Genomic DNA, 21628 nt, shown 5'->3' with positions numbered 1-21628 from the left:
CGGAGGCGGCGCTAGAGTGCCGATTTCGATCCTGACTGGACTGTCTGATGCTCAATGATCCGCGCTCCCACGGCCTGTGGGAAAAGACTGCTCCCCAGCCACCCGTCACCTCTGTGCTGGAAGGCGCTATCGAGGCCGATGTCGTCATCGTCGGTGGCGGTTATACGGGTCTTTCTTCCGGCCTGCATCTGGCCGAAGCCGGATCGCGGGTCGTGCTGCTCGAGGCCAAGGAGATCGGTTTCGGCGGCGCAGGTCGCAATGTCGGCCTCATCAATGCCGGCATGTGGGTCATGCCTGATGACCTGCCCGGTGTGCTCGGCCCGGTTTATGGCGAGCGTCTGCTCGACCTGCTTGGCAACGCGCCACGGCTGGTGATGGAACTGATCGAAAAGCATGGCATTGCTTGCGAGCTCGAAAAGCAGGGTACGCTGCATTGCGCCGTCGGTCCCGATGGGTTGAAGGAAGTCGAGGAGCGCTACAAGCAATGGTCGGCGCGCGGCGCGCCCGTCACATTGCTCAATGCGGATGAGACGGCAAAACGCATCGGTACGAATGCCTATGCCGGATCGCTGCTCGATATGCGGGCCGGCACGCTGCAGCCACTTGCCTATGCGCGCGGGCTTGCCCATGCGGCGCAGAAGGCGGGTGTCGTGTTGCATACGGCAAGCCCTATTATCGCAACCGAGCGGCAGGGCAGCCGCTGGGTGGTGAAGACGGCGCGCGGACAGGTCACGGCAAACTGGATCATTGTAGCGACGGATGCCTATAGCACTGGACCCTGGGAGCAGGTGCGCAACGAGCAGGTGTTTTTGCCCTATTTCAATTTTGCCACCGTGCCGCTCGGCGACAATCTGCGCCAGTCGATCCTGCCCAATCGCGAGGGTGCGTGGGATACAAAGGAAATCCTCTCCTCCTTCCGGATGGATCAGGCCGGCCGCCTGGTCTTCGGCAGTGTCGGGGCGTTGCGCAATACTGGCCTTTCCGTGCACAAAGGCTGGGCGAAGCGCTCGCTGAAGCGGCTTTTCCCCGAGATCGGCGATATCGAATTCGAGTGCGAATGGTACGGGCAGATTGGCATGACCGACAATGCACTGCCGCGCTTCCACAAATTCGCTCCCAATGTCATCGGCTTTTCGGGCTATAATGGCCGCGGGATCGCGCCCGGGACAGTGTTCGGCCGCACTTTGGCGGAGCATATTCTTGGCCGGATGGCCGAAGCGGATCTGCCTTTGCCACTGACCGATCCGCGTGAGCCGAGCTTCCGCGCACTCAAGGAATTATGGTACGAAGCCGGCGCTCAGGTCGCCCATTTCGCCGATGCCCGTTTCTGAGAACAACAAGAATGGAACCAAGACAATGACCATCGCCGTCCTCGATCTCGCCACCGAAACCGCCAAGCTGCTCGCCGATCTCGGCGTCGATGCCAACAGATATACCGGCGGTACGCTTTCGGTGACATCACCGATCACGGGCAAGGAAATTGGAAAGCTTAAGGAGCATTCTGTTGCGGACGCCAAGGCGGCGATCGACGCGGCGCACAAGGCGTTCCTCGAATGGCGTGCCGTTCCGGCGCCGAAACGCGGCGAGCTGATCCGCCTGCTCGGCGAAGAGCTGCGGGCCTCCAAGGTTGCACTCGGCCGCCTGGTCTCGATCGAAGTCGGCAAGATCACCTCCGAAGGCCTCGGCGAAGTGCAGGAAATGATCGATATCTGCGATTTCGCAGTCGGCCTTTCCCGCCAGCTCTATGGCCTGACGATCGCCACCGAGCGCGCCGAGCACCGGATGATGGAAAGCTGGCATCCACTTGGCGCCATCGGCATCATCTCGGCGTTCAATTTCCCTGTGGCTGTCTGGTCGTGGAATGCAGCACTCGCCATCGTCTGCGGCAATTCCACGGTCTGGAAGCCTTCGGAAAAGACGCCGCTGACAGCGCTTGCCGTCCAGGCGCTGTTCGAGAAGGCGCTGAAGCGTTTTGTTGCTGAAGGCGGCAAGGCGCCGGCAAATCTCTCGACGCTCCTGATCGGCGGCCGCGAGGTTGGCGAAGTGCTGGTCGACCATCCGAAGATCCCGCTCGTTTCGGCCACCGGCTCCACGGCCATGGGCCGCGCCGTAGGCCCGCGCCTGTCGCAGCGCTTTGCCCGCGCAATCCTGGAGCTTGGCGGCAACAATGCCGCAATCGTCTGCCCGACGGCCGATCTTGATCTGACGCTGCGGGGCGTTGCCTTCGCGGCCATGGGCACGGCCGGCCAGCGCTGCACGACGCTGCGCCGTCTCTTCGTGCATGAGAGCGTCTACGACCAGCTCGTTCCACGGCTGAAGAAGGCCTATGGTTCGGTGACGATCGGCAACCCGCTGGAAACAGGCACGCTGGTCGGCCCGCTGATCGACGGGCAGGCCTTTGACAAGATGCAGACGGCCCTCGGCCAGGCAAAGGCCGCCGGCGGCGCTGTCGTCGGTGGTGAGCGCGTCGAGAACGGTTCGGCAGAAGCCTTCTATGTTCGTCCCGCACTCGTCGAAATGTCTGAGCAGACCGGCCCGGTCGAGCAGGAAACCTTCGCGCCGATCCTCTACGTCATCAAGTACAGCGATTTCGACGCTGTGCTGGAGCTGCACAACGCTGTGCCGCAGGGTCTGTCGTCCTCGATCTTCACCAACAATATGCGCGAAGCGGAGACCTTCCTGTCTTCGCGTGGTTCGGATTGCGGCATCGCCAATGTCAATATTGGTCCGTCCGGTGCTGAGATCGGCGGAGCCTTTGGCGGCGAGAAGGAGACAGGCGGCGGCCGTGAATCCGGTTCGGATGCCTGGAAGGCTTACATGCGACGCTCCACCAACACCGTCAATTACGGCAAGACGCTGCCGCTGGCGCAGGGCGTCAAGTTCGACGTCGAATAAGCTAACGCATTGGAATCTAAGAAGCGACGCCTCGCCGGCGTCGCTTTTTTTGACGAAATCCGGATTTATTCCCCGCGAAGATGAAAGATTGAGTCAAGATAATGTGATGTTATTTTTGACCTCGAAACTTGAAGTAATCAGTCAACAAAAATATACGCCTGCCATCACCCTTGGGAGCTCGGGTGACATCGCCACGGAGGCCATCATGAAAATTGCTCTTAACCGTCTTTCCGGCGCGCTTGCGCTTGCCGCTTCACTTCTCGCAGCCACCGCGCTCGCAGGCAGTGCCAATGCGCAGCAGTCCGAAGGCATCGTCGTCTATAATGCCCAGCACGAAAGCCTCGGCCGCGAATGGATCGATGCCTTCACCAAGGAGACCGGCATCAAGGTCACCATGCGCCAGGGCAGCGATATGCAGTTCGCCAACCAGATCATCCAGGAAGGCGATGCTTCGCCCGCCGACGTTTTCCTCACCGAAAACTCGCCGGCCATGACGCTGGTCGATGGCGCCGGCCTGTTTGCGCCCGTCGATAAGGACACGCTGGAGCAGGTTCCGGAGCAGTATCGCCCGGCCGACGGCATGTGGACCGGCATTGCCGCGCGCACGACCGTTTTTGCCTATGACAAGACGAAGCTGACCGAAGACAAACTGCCGAAGTCGATGCTCGATCTGCAGGACCCGGCCTGGAAGGGTCGCTGGGGCGCGGCTCCCGCAGGCGCCGACTTCCAGGCAATCGTTGCCGCCTTCCTGCAGCTGAAGGGTGAAGACGCCACCAAGGCCTGGCTGAAAGGTCTCAAGGACAATGCCACCCCCTACAAGGGCAACAGCGTTGCCATGAAGGCGGTTAATGCCGGTGAAGTCGAAGGCGCGATCATCTATCACTACTACTGGTTCGGCGATCAGGCCAAGACCGGTGAGAACAGCAAGAATGTCGGCCTGCACTATTTCAAGAACCAGGATCCGGGCGCCTTCGTCAGCGTTTCGGGCAGCGGTATCCTGAAGTCCACGCAACACATGAAGGAAGCTCAGGCTTTCCTGAACTACCTCACCAGCAAGGCTGGCCAGACCGTGCTCAAGGACGGCGATTCCTTTGAATACGCCATCGGCAAGGATGCGGCCTCCAACGACAGGCTGGTGCCGCTTTCCGACCTCAACGCGCCGAAGGTTGAAGCCTCGACCCTCGACAGCAAGAAGGTCGTGGAGCTGATGACGGCCGCCGGCCTTATCTAACCTTTCTGCCGCAGTCTTCTTCCAGCCAAAACTATTGCTTTTGGCTCAAGAAAACCTTAGGGCATGACGAAATCTGGCAACCGCTCCTCAAAGGCGGTTGCCTTCCTTTTTCAGCGTGTGAAGGCATCGGCCTTGCTGCAGGACAATAGATTGCTCGCATCCGGCAACGAGGCGCCAAGGACCTCGCGAATGGTTTTGCCGCGCTGGCGCGTGCCGCACGCTTCCGTCGTTCTCGTCGCATCGATCGTAGCGATTTTCAGCCTCGTGCCGCTCGGCTTCATCGGCTGGGTAACCTATGATGTCGGCTGGGGAACGGTAAAAACGCTGGTCTTTCGCCCGCGTGTCGGCGAGCTTCTCGTCAATACGGTTCTTTTGGAATCGATCACCGTTCCGCTGTCTATCGCGCTTGCCGTCACACTTGCCTGGCTGACGGAGCGGACAGATATCCCGTTCGCACGGCTCTGGGCATGGCTGGCCATCGCCCCGCTTGCCGTGCCGGCCTTCGTGCATTCCTATGCCTGGGTGAGCCTGCTTCCAGGCATGCGCGGGTTGCAGAGCGGCGTATTCGTTTCGGTGCTTGCCTATTACCCCTTCCTCTATCTGCCGGTTGCCGCGGCACTCCGCCGGCTCGATCCCGCCATCGAGGATGCCGCTGCTTCGCTTGGCCTCGATCCTTGGCGGGTCTTCTTCCGCACGGTCTTGCCGCAGCTTCGCCTGGCCATCTGCGGCGGCTCGCTGCTGATCGCGCTGCACCTGCTGTCGGAATACGGTCTGTTCGTGATGATCCGCTTCGATACCTTTGCGACCGCGATCGTCGATCAGTTCCAGTCTTCCTACAACAGCCCGGCTTCCAACATGCTCGGCGGCGTGCTCGTCGCCTGCTGCCTGTTCCTGCTCGGCCTCGAGATCCTGCTGCGCGGCAATGAGCGATATGCACGCGTTGGCTCCGGCTCAGCGCGCCCGGCAGACCGTCGCCGGCTCGGCTGGTTCGTAGTGCCCGCCGTGGCTCTGCCGATCGTCCTCGCAGCGCTGACGCTCGGCGTGCCGCTGATCACGCTCGGCCGTTGGCTCTATCTCGGCGGACTCGGCATCTGGCGCATCGAGGTGGCGAGTGCCTTTGCACAGACGATCGTTCTCGCCGTCGCCGGTGGCGTGCTGACGACGATCGCTGCTGCCCCTATGGCCTGGCTCTCGGTGCGCGCGCCGGGCCGCCTCCAGCGCATCCTCGAAGCCTGCCACTATTATGTCGGTTCGCTGCCCGGTGTCGTCGTGGCGCTTGCGCTTGTCTCGATCACCGTCCGTCTCATCCTGCCGCTCTACCAGACCTTTGCAACGCTGCTCGTCGCCTATGTACTGCTCTTCCTGCCGCGCGCCATGGTCGGCCTGCGCGCCAGCATTGCGCAGGCGCCTGTCGAGCTGGAGCGGGCGGCAATGGGGCTTGGCCGCACGCCGGGACAGGCCGTGCGCCAGATAACCATGCGGCTCGCAGCGCCGGGGGCCGCCGCCAGCGTGGCGCTCGCAGCACTCGGCATCACCAATGAACTGACGGCGACGCTGATGTTGTCGCCAAACGGCGTCGATACGCTGGCGACGAAATTTTGGTCGATGACCAGCGAGATCGATTATGTCTCTGCAGCACCCTATGCCTTCATGATGGTCGTGCTGTCGCTGCCACTCACCCTTATGCTCTATGCCCAATCGAAACGGACTGCCGGCCAATGACGCTGCTTACGATCGACGCTATCAGCAAGCGTTATGGGCCGGTTCAGGCCTTGAAGGATATCTCGCTTGAAGTGCAGGCGGGCAGCCGTACGGCGGTTGTCGGTCCCTCCGGTTCCGGCAAGACGACGCTGCTGCGCATCATTGCCGGCTTCGAACAGCCTGACGCCGGCCGGGTAACGCTCGATGGTGAGGTGCTCGCTGACGGGCCGGCATGTGTTCCTGCCCACAAGCGCGGCATCGGCATCGTCTCGCAGGATGGCGCGCTCTTTCCGCATCTGAGCGTGGCCGAGAATATCGGTTTCGGTTTCGAGCGCGGCGCGCCGGATCGCGAGAAGCGAATTCGCGACCTTCTGGAAATGGTGGAGCTGGAAAACAGTATGCTGGATCGCCGCCCGCACCAGCTTTCGGGCGGCCAGCAGCAGCGTGTGGCGCTTGCCCGTGCGCTCGGCCGCCGGCCGCGCCTGATGCTGCTGGATGAGCCGTTTTCGGCCCTGGATACGGGGCTGCGCGAAAACATGCGCAAGGCGGTGGCCCGCGTGTTGCAGGCCGCCGGCATCACCGCCGTCCTCGTGACCCACGATCAGGGTGAGGCCCTGTCCTTTGCCGATCAGGTTGCGGTATTGCGCGAGGGGAGGCTTGTGCAGGCCGGCACGCCGCAGACGCTCTATCTCAAGCCGCGGGATCGCGAGACGGCGCTTTTCCTTGGCGATGCGGTGATGCTGCCGGCGATCATCAAGAATGGTTTTGCCGATTGTGCGCTCGGCAGCGTGCCGGTTGAGGGAGCCCATCAGGGCAAGGCGGAAATCATGCTGCGGCCGGAGCAGATCCGCGTCGTTGTCGGTGAGGACAATGCGAAATATGGCGGGCGTGTCGTGGATGTAGAATTCGGCGGCGCGACCTGCACGGTGGCGGTGTCGCTTGCCGCTGTCGCCCTGCCGCCGATCCTCATCAAGACATCGAGTGTGGCGTTGCCGGCGCGGGGCGATCTCGTTCGCCTCGATATCGCCGGCAAGGCGCATGTCTTTTCGCGTTAGGTTCAGCCCGCCTTCAGAACCAGTTCCTGCGGCTCTTCGCCGGCCAGCCAGCCGCCGGTGAAGCCAGCGCGCTCGAGGCCGAGGCGGATGACCGGCGACTTGCGCATCAGCTTCCAGATGAAGTCTGAGCGGTCGTTCTCGATCGTCATGACGAGAAGGCCCTGGTCTATGGCCACGGTTCGGTCATCGACCCAACCCTCAGGCCGCTTGGTCTGGACTGTTGGGTTGAAGCCGCCAGGGAAGCCGCCTTCCAGGAGCAGGTTCGGATAGGTCGTCAGCAGCGCCTTGGTGCCGTCCAGGGCAGCCTGCCGGTCGTAGGGCAGGCAGCCGAGCGCTGCCCAGGGCGCGATCGTGCCGTCATCGGGGCCGAGCGGAGCACCGCGGGCAGCATAACCCAGTACTTTCGGGCTGCGGCCACCGCGCATGCGCCGCGTCGGCGGCGGGCCATCGCAAGCCGTGAAGCCCCAGATATCCTTGCTGTAGCCGACGAACTGGCCGGGATTGCGTTCCGCGTAGTCGCGCTGGACGTTGATGACGACCTGCGTGTTGCGGAAATAGTCCCAGTTCCGCTCGACCATCGGCTTGTCCTGGATGCCTCGGAAATCGATCCAGGCATGGGAGAAGAGATGGATGAAGAGCGGGCCGGCATAGAGATAGGGCTGCTCGTTGAAGATCATCCACGAATAGCTTGCCGTGAAGGCGTCATAACTCGATTGCGGGATCGGGTAGGTCGGTGATGCCAGCGCCAGTGTGTAGAGAATGATCGCTTCATCGAAGCCATGGTAGCGCCAGCGCAGAAAGCCCGAAGAGGGCTTCCAGCCCATCGAGATACAATCGCCCTTGTTCAGCGCCCAGCGCCAGTCGACGCGCTCATAGATGAATTTTGCGAGCGCGCGAATCTCGGTCTCGGTTTGATCCTCGCCGTCGAAATATTGCGCGGCGGTCAGGATACCGGCGACGAGCAGAGCAGTATCGATGGTCGAAAGCTCGCTGTTCCAGGCGCGGTTGCCGGTATCCACGTGCAGGAAGTGGTAGAAGAAACCGCGATGCCCGGTCGCGTGGCGTTCCGTGCCCTGCTTGGCGTTGGCGAAAAAATGCAGCGTGTTGAAGACGCGTTCGGCAGCTTCCGCGCGGCTGATCCAGCCGCGCTCGACGCCGACGGGATAGGAGGAAAGTCCGAAGCCGACCGCGGCGATGCTCGCCGGCACGCCGGGGATCGACGTATCCGGCACAAGGCCGTTTTCAGAATTGGAATACTTCAGGAAATATTTGAACGCTGAATGCTGCAGCCTATCGACTAGCGCGGCATCAATGTCTTCAATCCGTTGCAGCATGTGCTCCTGCCCAACTGTTCTATCGCCCCATGCTTCAACATGGTGGCTGCCCCCAGGCAAATCAAACCTTTTTGATTCGCAAGGATAAGAGAACACAAACGTCGCCGATTGGCGTTAATAATTCCCACTGAAATAATATCTGGAATAAATGATATAAGCGATGCAGCAAAAGGGATTAAACCGCACCCCCCGTATGTGGTCCGTTCCGTGCAATACCTACCATCCCTAAACTGTCCGTTGAGCCTCCTGGACTAGCTCAGGCGGCTTCCTCCATCCGCACCATATGGCCTGCTACGACCTCGCGGAACTGACGCTTCGGAGGCACGTAACCCACGGGGCGGACGGGGCTTTTCAGTTCGTCGGTGCCGAGGTTGCGGCGAATGCCGCGGCGGGCGGGATCGGGCACCGGAACAGCCGCCATCAGCTTCTTGGTGTAGGGATGCTGCGGATTGCGGAAGAGCTCTTCGCGCGGGCCGATCTCGACGATCTCGCCGAGATACATGACCGCAACGCGGTGGCTGACGCGTTCGACCACCGCCATGTCGTGAGAGATGAAAAGGAAGGCGAGGTTGAGGCTCTGCTGCAGATCCATCAGCAGATTGCAGACCTGCGCCTTGATCGAAACATCGAGGGCGGACACGCTTTCATCCGCGACGATCACCTTCGGGTCGAGCGCAAGAGCGCGGGCGATGCAGATGCGCTGGCGCTGACCGCCGGAAAATTCATGCGGGTAACGCTTCATCATATCCGGCTTCAGGCCGACGCGTTCGAGCAGGTCGGCGGCCTTTTCGCGAGCCTGGGCACGGGTGCCTAGACCATGTTCGACAATGGGTTCGGCGACGGCAGCCCCTATCGTCATGCGCGGATTGAGGCTGGCGAAGGGGTCCTGGAAGATCATCTGGATGCTGCGGCGCATCTGACGCAGGCTGATCGCGTCGAGGTTCAGCACGTCATAGCCGTCAAGGCTGACGGAGCCGGCGTTCGGCTGCACCAGGCGTGTGATCGAACGTCCAGTGGTGGATTTACCGCAGCCGGATTCGCCGACGAGCGACAGCGTCTCGCCCTGGAAGAGTTCGAAGGACACATCCTCCACGGCGTGGATGGCGCCGGTCTTGCGGCCGAGGAGACCGCCGCGAATATCGAAGCGGGTAACGAGGTTCTTCACTTCGAGGATCGGCGTCTTGCGGCGGTCGACGGTTTCGGCCACTTCCACCGGCTCGCGGCGTTCGCCAGTCGCCGTGTCGATCACCGGGAAACGCAGCGGCCATTTGCGGCCATCCATCGAGCCGAGCCGCGGCACGGCAGAGAGCAGGGCCTGCGTATAGGGATGTTTGCCGCGATTGAATATATCGTCCGTCGTGCCGGTTTCGACCGCTTCGCCGCGATACATGACGATAGTGCGATCGGCGATCTCGGCGACGACGCCCATGTCATGGGTGATGAAGAGAACGGACATGCCTTCCTCTTCCTGCAGCACCTTGATGAGATCAAGGATCTGGCCCTGGATGGTGACGTCGAGCGCGGTGGTCGGTTCGTCGGCGATCAAAAGCTTCGGCCTTGATGCGAGTGCCATGGCAATCATGACCCGCTGGCGCATGCCGCCGGAAAACTGGTGCGGATATTCATCGAAGCGGGATGCGGCGTTCGGAATGCGCACCTTCTCCAGGAGGCGGATCGTTTCGGCTCGTGCGTCAGCCTTGCTGATATCGCCGTGGCAGGTGAGTGCCTCGGAAATCTGCCGGCCAATGGTGAAGATCGGGTTCAGGCTGGTCATCGGTTCCTGAAAGATCATGGCGGCATCCTTGCCGCGCACGGAACGCATCTCCTTGTCGGAGAGGGAAAGGATATCGCGCCCGTTGAGCGTGATGCTCCCCTCGACGCGGCTTGAGCCTTTGGCGAGCAGGCGCATGATGGAAAGCGAGGTGACGCTCTTGCCGGACCCGCTCTCGCCGACGATGGCGACCGTTTCCCCCGGCATGACATCGAAGGAGACATTGCGGACGACGGATCTCCACTCGCCGTCGGCGAGAAAGGAGGTTGTCAGGTTCCGGACGGAAAGAACCGGAGAGACGGGTGCTGCAGGCTGATCACTCATATCGTTCCCTTATTCTTTTTGTGCCGGAGGGGCTTTCAGGTCTTCAGAGGCGTGGCGAAGGAGGCCGACGGCCGTCCTTCCGCAAGGCGCACCGCTTCCAGCGCCGCGATCTTTTCATCGATCTCGCGCCTGTCAATCATTCCGTTCGGGTTCGCTTTGGTCGCCATCGTTTCGGCGACATGCATGTAGCGCTCCTGGGCCACCGCATAGAGCCGGCGCAGTTCGGCGAGCGGATCGGGATGATCGTCCGCGCGGATGCTAAGCCAGGGATAATCCTGATCGCGGTGGACGAGGAGAGCGGCAGACTGCTTGCCACGCTTGTCGCCGCCGGCATCTTCGCCGGCCTGCATGGCTTCGAGCAGGCGCTCGATGAAGGGCTTATCCAACGCCTTCTTATAGGTAGCAAGCGTCTCGGCGACGACATTGGGGCCGGCCAGCATATTGCCGGCGACGGAAACATTGTCGTCGATCAGATGACCGGCCCAGTCGATGCATTGGGCGCCGGTGAAGGCGGCGTTGCGGCCGCGCGCATCGATCAGGTGAAGCTGGCGCTGGTCTCGGCCGGCATCACGGGCGGTCAGTTCGGTGATGATCTCATCCGGCGCCTTGCCGGTAGCAAGCAAAGCGAGCCCATCCGTACCGTAGAGCGGGCTTACGAAAGCCTGCGTCGCGACTGCGCCGATGCCGCCGCGGATATGCGGCACCAGCCCGCCGACCGCAAAGAAGCGGGTGGCGACGGCAATGCCGAGATAGCCTGTCTCAGGATCACGGGCGACGATGGACCAGGTCATACCTACCTCCCGACCGCATAGGCCTGCATGAGGCGCGGCGTGGCGGCGGCACGCAACAGCCCGTCGGCATCGCGGCGGGCTGCTGTCAGGCGACCGATGGTCCAAGGCTCGGCGACGGTGAGCTTGTGGCCGCGGGCACGCAGACTGTCGAGTACTGTAGCGCTGAAATTGCCTTCCACCATCAGACCACCCGGTTCACGTGTGCGCGGATAGAAGGAGCCGGGGAAATGCGAGGTGTGGAAGAGCGGCTGGTCGATTGCCGCCTGCAGGTTCATCTTGTGGTGCACATAGCGCAAGAAGAAGGAGAGCTGCCACTGTTCCTGCTGGTCGCCGCCGGGCGTGCCGAAGGCGAGCGTCGGGCGTCCTTCATAAAGGCCGAGCGAAGGCGTGAGCGTGGTACGGGGGCGCTTGCCAGGAGCAAGCGATGTCGGCAGTCCGGGCTTCAGCCAGAACATCTGGGCCCGCGAATTCAAGCAGAAGCCGAGGCCCGGAACGATCGGCGAGGACTGCAGCCAGCCGCCCGAGGGGGTGACCGAGACCATGTTGCCTTCACGGTCGATGACGTCGATGTGGACGGTGTCGCCGCGCTTTTCCGTCAGATGCGCCATGGTCGGCTCGTAGACGGCGCCGGTCTTGGAGTCTGCGCCGAGCATGTCCATCGTTACATCATATTGCTGCTCGAAACCCGCCACCTTGCCGGGGCGAAGATCGAAGGAGGCTTCGCCCGTGATGAGCTTGCGGCGGGCGGCGGCGTAGGTGTCCGACAGAAGATGGTCGAGCGGTATATCGGAGAAAGCGGGATCGCCATAGTAGACCTCGCGGTCGGCAAAGGCGAGCTTCATGGCCTCGGTGACAGTATGGACGAAATCGGCACCGTCTGGCGCCATCGAGGCGATGTCCATATCCTTGAGGAGCGACAGCGTCTGCAGGAAGACAGGACCCTGGCCCCAGGGGCCGATCTTGGCGACCGTCCAGCCGTGATAGTCATAGGTCTGCGGCTCCTCGATCGTCGCCGACCAGTTCGCCATATCGTCTGCCATCAGCACCGCCTTGTGGCGACTGCCGCTTGCATCCATCACTTCGGCCGTCTTCAGATAGTTTGCGATCTTTTCGGCAACGAAGCCGCGGTAAAAGGCGTCGCGGGCCGCTTCGATCTGCGCCTCGCGGCCCTGCTTTGCTTCCGCTTCGGAAATGATGCGCTTCCAAGTTTCGGCGAGAACCGGGTTCTTGAAGTTGGAATGTGGCTCGGGAACCGAACCGCCCGGCACCCAGGTCTCATAGGAGGTCGGCCATTCCTTTTCGAAGAATTCGGCAAGACCCGTGATGGTGGCGGAGACGCGCGGCAGCATGGGATGGCCTTTTTCGGCGTAATAGATTGCCGGCTCCAGCACGTCGCGCACGCTCAGCCTGCCGTAGTCGCGCAGCATCAGCATCCAGCCGTCGAAGGAGCCGGGAATGACGGTTGCAAGCAGGCCGTCGCCGGGGATCAGCTTCAGGCCCTCGGACGTATAGTGCTCGATAGTGGCGCCTGCCGGGGCAGGGCCCTGAGCACAGATGACCTCGACCTTGTCCTTCTTCTTCGAATAGATGATCGCCGGCATGTCGCCGCCGGGGCCGACGAGGTGCGGCTCGAGGATCTGCAGGGTGAAGCCGGTAGCAACCGCCGCATCGAAGGCGTTGCCGCCCTTTTCCAGGATGCTCATGCCGACGGCCGAAGCGATCCAGTGCGTTGAGGTGACGACGCCGAATGTGCCCAGAATTTCGGGGCGGGTCGTAAATGCGGTCATTTCATATGTCCTTTCGAAGAGTCATGCTTCGCGCGGATCGAGCGCATCGCGCAGCCCGTCGCCCAAGAGATTGAAACCGATAACGACGAGGAAGATGGCAATGCCGGGCCACATCGCCATCCACGGCGCCTGGCTCAGGAAGTTCTTGGCAACGTTCAGCATCGAGCCCCAGCTTGGCGCCGGCGGCTGCTGGCCGAGGCCGAGGAAGGAGAGGCTGGCTTCGGCGATGATGGCGGTTGCTATCGTCAGCGTCGCCTGCACGAGGATCGGCGCGAAAACATTCGGCAGGATGTAGCGGGTGATGATGCTGAAATGGCGAAGACCGATGGAACGCGCGCCTTCGATATATTCTTCGGTCTTGACCGCCAGTACCTGGCCACGCGTCAGCCGCACGAAGATAGGCATGGCCGAAAGGCCGATCGCGATCATCGCATTGCTGAGGCTCGGGCCGAGGAAGGCGGCAAGCGCGATCGCGGTGATCAGGAAAGGCATCGCCAGGAAGGCTTCGGTGATGCGGGAGATGATCATGTCGATCCAGCCGCCGAAATAGCCTGAGATCAGGCCGAAGGGCACGCCGATGAGAACGGCGATCGCCACGGAAAAGACGCCGGCCATCAGCGAGGCCTGCGCGCCCCAGATCATGCGCGAGAGAATATCGCGGCCGATGTCGTCGGTGCCGAGCCAATGGGCTGCTGACGGCGCCTTGCGGATCGTCGACCAGCTCGTGGCGTTCGGATCGGGGAGCGGCAGGAGCGGCGCGATGATGGCAAGGATTGCGAAGAAGGCGATGATGGCGAGGCCGACGAGCGCGCCCTTGTTGGCTTTCAGCTTGCGCCAGGCGCGGCTCGGCGAACGCTGCTCTGCAGACGTGGCGGGCGCGGCTGCGACTTGATCGACTGCGGTCATAGCGAAGCTCTCATGCGCGGATTGAGAAGAACATAGAGCACATCGGCCACAAGGTTCATCAGGATAAAGCCAATCGCCGTGCAGATGACGACGCCCTGGACGACAGCATAATCGCGGTTAAAGACGGCATCGACGATGAGTTTTCCGAAGCCTGGAATGGTGAAAATCTGCTCCGTAAGAACCGCACCGGCAAGCAGCTCGCCAAAGAGCAGTGCAGTGAGTGTGACGATCGGCAGGAGGGCATTGCGGAAGCTGTGCTCCAAGACCACGGATCCTTCCGAAAGCCCCTTGGCGCGGGCAGTGCGGATATAGTCGGCGCTCAAGACGCTCAGCATCGCCGACCGGGTGTGGCGCATCAGTGTGGCGGCAAGTGCATTGCCGAGCACGAAGGAGGGCATCAGCATCGTCTGGATCGAGCGCAATGGATTGGAGAAGAAGGGTTCGTAGCCCGAGGCCGGAAGCCAGCCAAGATTAACTGAGACCAGCAGGATCAGCATGATGCCGAGCCAAAAGTTCGGGATCGACAGGCCGGTGAGTGCGATGAGGTTGGCGAGATAATCAATAATCGTGTTTTTCTTGACCGCGGCCAGGATGCCCATGGGGACGCCGATGACGAAGGCGAAGATCATCGACATGATCGCAAGCTGGATGGTGACCGGCAGCTTTTCGGCAACGAGTTCGAGCACCGGCTGGTTGGTGCGCAGCGAAATGCCAAGATCACCCTTCAGGGCCGAGCCCAGCCAGTAGAAATACTGGTAAGGAACGGGGTCGTTGAGGTGATATTTTTCCCGCAGGAATTCCAACACCTGTGGATCACGCTCTTCGCCGGCCATGGCTAGAACTGGATCGCCCGGCAGAAGTTTCTGCAGCGAGAAGACAAAGACCGAAATGATCAGCAAAGTTGGAATGGCGACCAACAGCCGCTTGGCGATAAACCTGTACATGGGCGCTCCGATACCATCAGCGGAACGCGGCGAGGGTCGTCGCGTTCCTGAAGCGTGTGGCTATCAGCCTTCCTTCTTCACACCGACGAGGCGGATCATGCCGTCGGGCGATGCGACGAAGCCGGTGATGTTCTTGTGCAGCGCCCAGATCCAGGACTGGTGGCCAAGGAAGATGATCGGCAAATCGTCATTGAGGATTGCGGTTGCAGCATCATATTTCTGCTTGCGCACGGAATCGTCAGGAGACTGGCGAGCCTCGTTCAGCAGCTTGTCGACGTCAGCATTGCAATATTTGCTGTCGTTCAGTCCGGCGCCGCAGGTGACGAACTGCTGGATATTGCCGTCAGGATCGACGCGGCCGGACCAGTCGGAGCGGCTGAGCTGGTAGTTGCCGGCGGTCTGCTCATTAAGCAGGGTCGCAAATTCCGTCGCTTTCAGGCTGACATCGAAACCGGCTTCGGCGACCATGGACTGGATGATCTGCATCATCTGCATCGTGACCGGGCTGTTCGGAACCTGCATTTCGACCGGCACGCGGTCGAAGCCTGCAGCCTTGACGAGGGCCTTTGCCTTCTCGACGTCACGAGCCTGAACCGGGACGTCCTTGTCGAACCACGGGCTGCTCGGCGGGAAGGGCTGGTTGCCGGCTACGCCGGTGCCTTCGAAGACGATCTGCATGGCAGCATCTCGGTCGATTGCCAGCGAGAAGGCCTGGCGCAGACGCTTGTCCTTGCCCAGCGGGTTGTCGGCGCGCGCACCATTGCCGACATTGGCATAGATGCCGAGCCAGCCGGTATTGACGACATCCTTGTAGACGAGGTTCGGATCGCTCTTGACCGTCTCGGCGTCGGTTGCGGCCAGGCGTTCGATCATGTCGAGATCGCCGGAACGCAGGTTGGCGAGGCGTACGGTCGAATCCGGGATCGGCAGATAGGTAAGCTTGTCGATGAAGACATTGTCCTTGTTCCAGTAGTCCTGGAACTTTTCGAGCACGATACGGTCCTGCTGGACGCGTTCGACGAATTTGAAGGGGCCCGCGCAGACGGGATGGTCGCCAAACTTTGCGCCGAGTTCCTTTGCGGCCTTCGGCGAGACGATCATGCCGGCGCGGTCGGAAAGTTGGGCCAGCAGGGTGACGTCGGGGCTCTTCAGCGTGAACTTGACTTCGTATTCGCCTGTCGCCTCGACCTTCTGGACGGAGCTCAACTCGCTCTTGCGACGCGATTCCGGCAGGGTCATGTTGCGCTCGATGGTGGCGACGACGGCTTCAGCATTGAAGGGCGTTTCGTCCTGGAACTTCACGCCCTGGCGAAGCTTCATGGTGAGCGCCTTGCCGTCGGCCGACCAGTTCCATTCCGTCGCAAGCTGCGGCACGATCTTCAGGTCGGGCGAGACGTCGACGAGCTTGTCGCACATTGCGGTATAGACGATGCGGCCGACGAAGGTGCGCGACTGCGCGGGATCAAGCACGTCTGCATCGTCCTGCAGGCCGATCTTCAGTTCGACCGCGAAAGCGGGAAGCGCAAAGAGCGCTGCCGCTGTGGCTGTGGTCAGCAATCTGGCGAATTTCATTTCATTCTCCTCTGTTATGTTTTTGTTTCACGTTTGTCGTGCCGAGCCGGCGGTTATCTCCGCCGTGCTTTTTCCCCGCTCAGGTGGGCTCCTTCTCGACCTCCGTTTCGGTGTGGTCGAGAGAGGTGATGCGGATGAGGCTTTCCTGCAGCGTAAGCAGGTGCTGGCGCATGGCTTCGCCGGCTTTTCCCGGATCGCGGGCGGCGATAGCATCGACGATGGCTGTGTGCTGGCCATGGGTGACTTCGCGCGTGCGGCTGGCGCTGCGGGCGCGCTCGCGGATCGTCTGCCAGGCTTCGTCCTGGCGCACTCGGTTGATGACGTCGAAGATCGTCAGGAAGAATGTATTGCCGGCGCATTGGGCGATCTGGCGATGCAGCGCGCCATCCCAGAGTTCGCGGCCGTCGGCATCCGTGCTTTCGTAGATCTTCTTCACCAGATCATACATGCGCTCGACGTCGGCGGCCTTGGCGCGCATGGCCGCAAGCTGTGCAAGCTGCGGTTCGACGCGCAGGCGCACTTCCATGATTTCCATGAGATCGGTGTCGGCGATGATGGAATCGACATGGTTGCTCCAACCGTCCGGCCGCTTGCCGGCAAAGGTGCCGGAGCCTTGCCGGCGCCAGATGCGGCCTTCGGCTTCCAGCACTTCCAGCGCGCGCCGGATGGAGCGGCGACTGACGCCGAGGATTTCGGAGAGCGTACGTTCGGTTGGCAGCTTGCCATCGGCATCGAGACTATCCGACTGCAGGAGAGCTCTCAGCTTCTCCAGCGCATAGTTCGAATTGCCTTGCGTTTCGTCCATGATTGGCTGAACCAATTTAATATTGGTTCAATGCAAAACCAAATCCGGCGGATCGTCAAGCGCTTTTTTGTGCAGATAAATATCTGCCTGTTTATTGGTCGAATGGCCTGGATTTGCGGCAAATCAAACGGCAGGCGCACGTCTTGACGAGAACCGCACGCCAGGCAAGCGTGCGGTACCAAAAATCAATTGGTTCGCCTTTCAAGCCTCAGCGGTTCGCGGAGCGCGCAGAAAGGAAAGCCTGCGGCTCGAAGCTGAAATCCTTGTCGAAAGGATAGGTCGGGTGCTCTTTGCGCAGGCGCGGCAGGCGCTCGACGAACTGGTCGACGACGCCGGCCGAGAGCGCCATCAGTTTGGGATTGGCGATCGGTGCGAGTTCCGGCGAGAGATAACCCGACTTGACGACGACGATCTTTGCCGTGTGCGGATCAAGACCGAGGCGGGTAAAATCGGCGATGTTGTGATAGGGGCGGCGCTTGGCGGAGAGCACCAGATCGATGCCATCGATCGAGACGACGGCCTGGCGGTCGGCCGCGTCAGCGGTCTCGTGCAGGAACTTCACCATGAAGCGTCCCGTCACCGGCTTGCTGCCCTTGGTATCGAGCGAGGCGCCGACCGTCAGCTCCAGAGTGGCGCCGACGCCCTCAGCATAACAGGTCTCGGTGGCCGCCTTATCGGCGATGCCGGCGAAGACGACACCGGTGGCGCCCTTCGCAATCAGCTCGGCCAATACGTCAGCACGATCGCCCACACCGCCGCCGGTCGGATTGTCGCCGGATTCGGCAAGCACGACGGGGCCGGTGGGGCTGGCGATCGCCTTGGCAACGCATTCCTCGATCGAGCCGGTCTCGCAGCCGAACACGAATTCCTCACGGACGTCCCAATAGGCCTTTGCCAGACGCTTTGCCTCGCGCTCCAGCACCGCGCGGTCGGTGCCGGTCATGATGGCGGCGGCGGTGGCGCGGGGTTCGTCAGCCCAGACGTAGCCGACCATCAGCGAAGCATCCCAGACGCCGTCTAGCGCGTCGATGCCGGGCAGTTCGGCGTAAAGGCTCTTTGCCGGTTCATCGACGGTGCTGGTGCGTTCGCCCGGCAGGACGGCGGGGATCGGCGCCCAGAGCAAGGTGGGCTTCACGCCGGTCTTCAGGCTTTTCACCAGCATGGAGACCGAGCGTCGCATGGTCTCCTCGACATCGATATGCGGCGCAGTGCGATAGGTGGAATACATATCGAGCGCATCGAGGATGCGCTGGGTGACGTTGCCATGCAGGTCATAACTGGCCGAAACCGTGCAGTGATCGCCAACAAGCGCGCGGGCAGAACTGATCCAGTCGCCTTCTGCATCCTCCATGCCCTCGACATACATGGCGCCGTGCATGGCGAGATAGAGGCCGTCGAGCGGCAGCAGGGGCTTCAAGCGTTCCAGGAACTCAGTCTTGAAGGCCTCATAGGTGTGGCGCGCGACCGGGCCGCCGGCAATGGCACGAGCATGGATCGTCGGCAGGAATTCGGCGTCGTAGTCCCCAAGGAAGGCGAAATAGGGGGCTGCCAACAGTCCCTCGCCGCGCACCACCCGGAAATCCTTCTCCTCGTTCAGGACGGGATTGTATGTGCTGCATTCGATGTGAATGCCACCGACGGCGATGCGCATGGGAAACCTCAGCTTAAATTGGGACCAATCAGGAAATTATGGGCGGCGATGCTGGCGGCGCCCCGCGCCCAGACGTCACTATCGACGCGACGGGTGCGGATCGGCGTCTGGCCGGCATAACGCGGAAGAACATTGGCTTCGATCGCCTGCTGCACGACCGTGCCGAACAAGCCTTCGAAGGAACCTTCGACATGGGTGACGAGGATCATGCCCGGATCGTTCATCTGAATCAGATGCGAGATCGCCAGGCCAAGAGCCGCGCCGGCCTTGTGGATGATGGAAATCGCTTCGGCCGTGCCGTGCGATGCTTCCTCTTCCAGTTCCGACAGCGAGGTGCATTTCAGGCCGGCGGCTCTGGCCATCTCCTTAATCGCTTTCATGGAGGCGATCGTATCCAGGCAACCGCGTTTGCCGCAACGGCAGGGTGCACCGCCGGGCTCGATCGTCGCATGGGCGATTTCGCCCGCACCGCCATGATTGCCGCGATAGAGCTTGCCGTCGATGAAATGGGCACAGCCGATGCCGTCTCCCAGCGAAACGACCGAGAAATTCGGCGTGTCGCGGGCAATACCGAACAGTTTCTCGCTGACGGCGACGGCCTTGGCGTCGTTTTCGATGAAGGTATCGACGCCGCTTGCGTGGCGGATGATTTCGGCAAGCGGCACATCTTGCCAGCCAAGCAGGGTGGACTGCACGCAGGTTGCCTGCTTTTCATCGACGAAACCGGACAGCGCCACGCCGATGCCGGCAAGCTTCGAGCTTGCCTGCGGGTGGCCCTTCAGGATTTCCGGCAGGCCGTAGGCGATGGCATTGGCGATGACCTTGGGATCACGGGAATGGGGCAACTGCTGACGGGCGATGATATTGCCGTTGAGATCGCTGAGGATCATTGGAGCGGGATCTTCAAGAAGCGAGATGCCAATGAAGAAGGCGCATTCGGGTTTCAGGTCGAGCAGCACGGAGGGCCGGCCCTGGCCGTAGATGGTCTCCGTCTCGTGCAGCACGCCGCGATCGATAAGCTCGCGGGCAATGCCGCTCATCGCCGCTTTGCTGAGCCCGATCGCGGAAGCAAGATCGGTCCGGCTTAAAGGGCCCGACTCGCTTATGACCCGCAGGAGCTCGCGCTGCGACGAATTGAACATACAAATTCCCGATCTGCCGACGTGCTATTTTGCCTTGACAATAAGTTTACAAAATGAACCAATCAACCAAAATAAATTACAAAATTGATCAAAGCCGACCTGAGAGCCGGTTTCAAGAATCAACAAGAGGGTGAACCAATGGAAATCATTCGCAAGAGATTTATCAGTACTCGACATTTCGCATTGAGCTGCGCTGTTGCCGGAGCGCTGTTTGCGCCGTTTTCGGCCTTCGCTTCCACGCTGACGGTCATGCAGACAGAAGCGCCGCGCTCGATGGATCCGGGTGATCAGACGGCGACGTTTACAGCCGCGGTTCTGGACCCGATGTATGAGGGCCTGCTTTCCCGCGCCAAGGATTTGAGCCTCCAGCCGGCGCTCGCTACGGAATGGTCGAGCGATGCCGCCGGCATCGTCTGGACCTTCAAGCTGCGCCCGGGCGTGAAATTTCATGACGGCACGCCGTTCGATGCAGATGCCGTGGCGAAGAATTTCGCCCGCCATCTCGACACCAAGCGCGGCCTTGCCGCTAGCGGTCGTCTGCGCACCTTTATCGACAGCGTTACGGCCATCGATTCCTCGACCGTGCAATTCAAGCTCAAAAAGCCTTACCCGGCCTTTCTCGCGCTGCTGACCACAGGCGCCTGCCTCATGGTCAGCCCGACCTCGGATGCTGCCGGCACGATCGGCAGCAAGGCCGTCGGCACCGGCCCCTATAAGCTGCAGGAATACAAGTCCGGCGAATATGTGCTGGAAACGAAGAACACCGACTGGTGGGGAGGCGCGCCGAAGGGTGCCGACGAGATCAAGTGGACCTGGACGGCCGAGCCGTCGGTCATGAACATGGCGCTGCAGACGGGTGATGCCGATATCGTCAACCCGCTGCCGGCGGCCTTTGCCAAGCAGCTCGCAACCAATCCGGACATGAAGGTCAACAAATCAGACGGTTCGGCCGTGTTCTGGGTATCTCTCAACACCAAGCTGAAGCCGCTCGACGATGCGCGCGTGCGCCAGGCTCTGAACTATGCGACCGACCGCGACGGTCTCGTCAAGGCGATCATGCAGGGCAATGCTACGCCGGCAAATTCGCCCTTGGCGCCGGTCACACCCGGCTATGACAAGACGCTTGCGCCATACACCTATGACGTCGACAAGGCGAAAAAGCTGCTCGCCGATGCCGGCTATCCTGATGGCTTCTCGATGACAACCATCGTGCAGGAGCCCGAGGCACGCATCGGCGAACTGCTGCAGGCCATGTGGGCGAAGGCCGGCGTGAAGCTTGACGTGCAGCGCATGGAAAGCGGCGTCTGGGCGAAGGCGGCCTTTGCCGATCCGGCCGGCAAGGCGGCTGCTAATACGGGTTCGGTGATCGCGTCGTGGTCTTCGGGCGTCAATGGCGCCGACCTACAGTTCCGTCCGCTCTATTATTCGGCAAGTGCTTCGCCTGCCAGCGCCAATCTCGGCTTCTTCAACGATCCGAAGCTCGATGAGTTGATCGACAAGGCAGCCTCGACGCTGGACGAGACGGCGCGTAATGCGATCTATGTCGATGCCCAAAAGGAGGTCAACGAGCAGGCACCGCACGTTCTCCTCTATACGACGCAGGATCTCTATGCCGCCCGCAACAATGTGAAGGGCGCCTGGGTCATCCCGGGCGGCCAGGTCGTGGTCAAGGAAGCCACCAAGGACTGATGCGTAACCGGGCGGGCCGCGCAATGCGCC

The 21628-nt window shown here is 61.5% G+C and carries 16 protein-coding genes; 6 read left to right on the top strand and 10 right to left on the bottom strand.

Annotated elements, in window-relative coordinates; all coding sequences use genetic code 11:
• Nucleotides 1–47: 47 nt before the first annotated feature.
• From AB8B33_RS21585 to AB8B33_RS21565, 5 genes are all read left to right on the top strand, one after another.
• The gene (locus tag AB8B33_RS21585) at nt 48–1331 is read left to right on the top strand and encodes an NAD(P)/FAD-dependent oxidoreductase (RefSeq protein ID WP_439016830.1); all 1284 of its coding nucleotides are present in this window, start codon (nt 48–50) and stop codon (nt 1329–1331) included.
• A 25-nt stretch (nt 1332–1356) separates the two neighbouring features.
• Complete coding sequence (gene amaB, locus AB8B33_RS21580; protein WP_439016829.1) at nt 1357–2895, top strand: L-piperidine-6-carboxylate dehydrogenase; 1539 nt, start codon at nt 1357–1359, stop codon at nt 2893–2895.
• A gap of 205 nt (nt 2896–3100) precedes the next feature.
• Nucleotides 3101–4126 (top strand): iron ABC transporter substrate-binding protein, encoded by a 1026-nt coding sequence (locus AB8B33_RS21575; RefSeq protein WP_439016828.1) that lies wholly within the window; start codon nt 3101–3103, stop codon nt 4124–4126.
• Between the two features lie 63 nt (nt 4127–4189).
• Nucleotides 4190–5848: an ABC transporter permease gene (locus AB8B33_RS21570; RefSeq protein WP_439016827.1), complete on the top strand. Its 1659-nt coding sequence runs from the start codon at nt 4190–4192 to the stop codon at nt 5846–5848.
• Nucleotides 5845–6882 carry an ABC transporter ATP-binding protein gene (locus AB8B33_RS21565; protein WP_310385156.1) on the top strand — a complete coding sequence of 346 codons (1038 nt, stop codon included), beginning with the start codon at nt 5845–5847 and terminating at the stop codon, nt 6880–6882. Before AB8B33_RS21570 ends, AB8B33_RS21565 begins: the two co-directional genes overlap by 4 nt.
• 2 nt (nt 6883–6884) lie before the next feature.
• Here the strand turns inward: AB8B33_RS21565 and AB8B33_RS21560 are convergent, their stop codons facing one another.
• The 10 genes from AB8B33_RS21560 to AB8B33_RS21515 form a co-directional block, all read right to left on the bottom strand.
• Nucleotides 6885–8216 carry a glucoamylase family protein gene (locus tag AB8B33_RS21560; RefSeq protein ID WP_007825384.1) on the bottom strand — a complete coding sequence of 444 codons (1332 nt, stop codon included), beginning with the start codon at nt 8214–8216 and terminating at the stop codon, nt 6885–6887.
• 256 nt (nt 8217–8472) lie between these two features.
• Nucleotides 8473–10311, bottom strand: coding sequence for an ABC transporter ATP-binding protein (locus AB8B33_RS21555; protein WP_439016826.1), 1839 nt, complete (start codon nt 10309–10311; stop codon nt 8473–8475).
• Nucleotides 10312–10346: 35 nt separating this feature from the next.
• Nucleotides 10347–11102, bottom strand: a complete 756-nt coding sequence (locus AB8B33_RS21550) for a DUF1028 domain-containing protein (protein ID WP_439016825.1) — start codon at nt 11100–11102, stop codon at nt 10347–10349.
• A gap of 2 nt (nt 11103–11104) precedes the next feature.
• The gene (locus AB8B33_RS21545) at nt 11105–12889 is read right to left on the bottom strand and encodes a gamma-glutamyltransferase family protein (RefSeq protein WP_439016824.1); all 1785 of its coding nucleotides are present in this window, start codon (nt 12887–12889) and stop codon (nt 11105–11107) included.
• Nucleotides 12890–12910: 21 nt separating this feature from the next.
• Nucleotides 12911–13795: an ABC transporter permease gene (locus tag AB8B33_RS21540; protein ID WP_439016822.1), complete on the bottom strand. Its 885-nt coding sequence runs from the start codon at nt 13793–13795 to the stop codon at nt 12911–12913.
• A complete protein-coding gene (locus AB8B33_RS21535) occupies nt 13792–14739 on the bottom strand; it encodes an ABC transporter permease (RefSeq protein ID WP_113319804.1) in 948 nt (315 codons plus the stop codon). Before AB8B33_RS21535 ends, AB8B33_RS21540 begins: the two co-directional genes overlap by 4 nt.
• Nucleotides 14740–14802: 63 nt before the next feature.
• Nucleotides 14803–16311 carry an ABC transporter substrate-binding protein gene (locus tag AB8B33_RS21530; protein ID WP_439016821.1) on the bottom strand — a complete coding sequence of 503 codons (1509 nt, stop codon included), beginning with the start codon at nt 16309–16311 and terminating at the stop codon, nt 14803–14805.
• A 79-nt stretch (nt 16312–16390) separates the two neighbouring features.
• Nucleotides 16391–17116: a FadR/GntR family transcriptional regulator gene (locus AB8B33_RS21525; protein ID WP_113319802.1), complete on the bottom strand. Its 726-nt coding sequence runs from the start codon at nt 17114–17116 to the stop codon at nt 16391–16393.
• Nucleotides 17117–17324: 208 nt separating this feature from the next.
• Nucleotides 17325–18767: a M81 family metallopeptidase gene (locus tag AB8B33_RS21520; RefSeq protein ID WP_439016820.1), complete on the bottom strand. Its 1443-nt coding sequence runs from the start codon at nt 18765–18767 to the stop codon at nt 17325–17327.
• A gap of 8 nt (nt 18768–18775) precedes the next feature.
• Nucleotides 18776–19909 (bottom strand): ROK family transcriptional regulator, encoded by a 1134-nt coding sequence (locus tag AB8B33_RS21515; protein ID WP_113319800.1) that lies wholly within the window; start codon nt 19907–19909, stop codon nt 18776–18778.
• A gap of 138 nt (nt 19910–20047) precedes the next feature.
• Here AB8B33_RS21515 and AB8B33_RS21510 point away from each other — a divergent pair, with 138 nt between their 5' ends.
• The gene (locus tag AB8B33_RS21510; RefSeq protein WP_439016819.1) at nt 20048–21598 is read left to right on the top strand and encodes an ABC transporter substrate-binding protein; all 1551 of its coding nucleotides are present in this window, start codon (nt 20048–20050) and stop codon (nt 21596–21598) included.
• Nucleotides 21599–21628 lie beyond the last annotated feature (30 nt).

The organism is Rhizobium sp. 768_B6_N1_8, from assembly GCF_051811225.1.
Lineage (GTDB): Bacteria > Pseudomonadota > Alphaproteobacteria > Rhizobiales > Rhizobiaceae > Rhizobium.
The sequence above is the reverse complement of the archived record's forward strand: the minus strand, read 5'-3'. Positions and strand labels throughout refer to the sequence as shown.

Excerpts from the sequence above, each read along its gene's own strand:
- AB8B33_RS21585 (WP_439016830.1), top strand. The coding sequence starts at position 48 with ATGCTCAATGATCCGCGCTCCCACGGCCTGTGGGAAAAGACTGCTCCC.
- amaB (WP_439016829.1), top strand. The coding sequence starts at position 1,357 with ATGACCATCGCCGTCCTCGATCTCGCCACCGAAACCGCCAAGCTGCTC.
- AB8B33_RS21575 (WP_439016828.1), top strand. The coding sequence starts at position 3,101 with ATGAAAATTGCTCTTAACCGTCTTTCCGGCGCGCTTGCGCTTGCCGCT.
- AB8B33_RS21570 (WP_439016827.1), top strand. The coding sequence starts at position 4,190 with ATGACGAAATCTGGCAACCGCTCCTCAAAGGCGGTTGCCTTCCTTTTT.
- AB8B33_RS21565 (WP_310385156.1), top strand. The coding sequence starts at position 5,845 with ATGACGCTGCTTACGATCGACGCTATCAGCAAGCGTTATGGGCCGGTT.
- AB8B33_RS21560 (WP_007825384.1), bottom strand. The coding sequence starts at position 8,216 with ATGCTGCAACGGATTGAAGACATTGATGCCGCGCTAGTCGATAGGCTG.
- AB8B33_RS21555 (WP_439016826.1), bottom strand. The coding sequence starts at position 10,311 with ATGAGTGATCAGCCTGCAGCACCCGTCTCTCCGGTTCTTTCCGTCCGG.
- AB8B33_RS21550 (WP_439016825.1), bottom strand. The coding sequence starts at position 11,102 with ATGACCTGGTCCATCGTCGCCCGTGATCCTGAGACAGGCTATCTCGGC.
- AB8B33_RS21545 (WP_439016824.1), bottom strand. The coding sequence starts at position 12,889 with ATGACCGCATTTACGACCCGCCCCGAAATTCTGGGCACATTCGGCGTC.
- AB8B33_RS21540 (WP_439016822.1), bottom strand. The coding sequence starts at position 13,795 with ATGACCGCAGTCGATCAAGTCGCAGCCGCGCCCGCCACGTCTGCAGAG.
- AB8B33_RS21535 (WP_113319804.1), bottom strand. The coding sequence starts at position 14,739 with ATGTACAGGTTTATCGCCAAGCGGCTGTTGGTCGCCATTCCAACTTTG.
- AB8B33_RS21530 (WP_439016821.1), bottom strand. The coding sequence starts at position 16,311 with ATGAAATTCGCCAGATTGCTGACCACAGCCACAGCGGCAGCGCTCTTT.
- AB8B33_RS21525 (WP_113319802.1), bottom strand. The coding sequence starts at position 17,116 with ATGGACGAAACGCAAGGCAATTCGAACTATGCGCTGGAGAAGCTGAGA.
- AB8B33_RS21520 (WP_439016820.1), bottom strand. The coding sequence starts at position 18,767 with ATGCGCATCGCCGTCGGTGGCATTCACATCGAATGCAGCACATACAAT.
- AB8B33_RS21515 (WP_113319800.1), bottom strand. The coding sequence starts at position 19,909 with ATGTTCAATTCGTCGCAGCGCGAGCTCCTGCGGGTCATAAGCGAGTCG.
- AB8B33_RS21510 (WP_439016819.1), top strand. The coding sequence starts at position 20,048 with ATGGAAATCATTCGCAAGAGATTTATCAGTACTCGACATTTCGCATTG.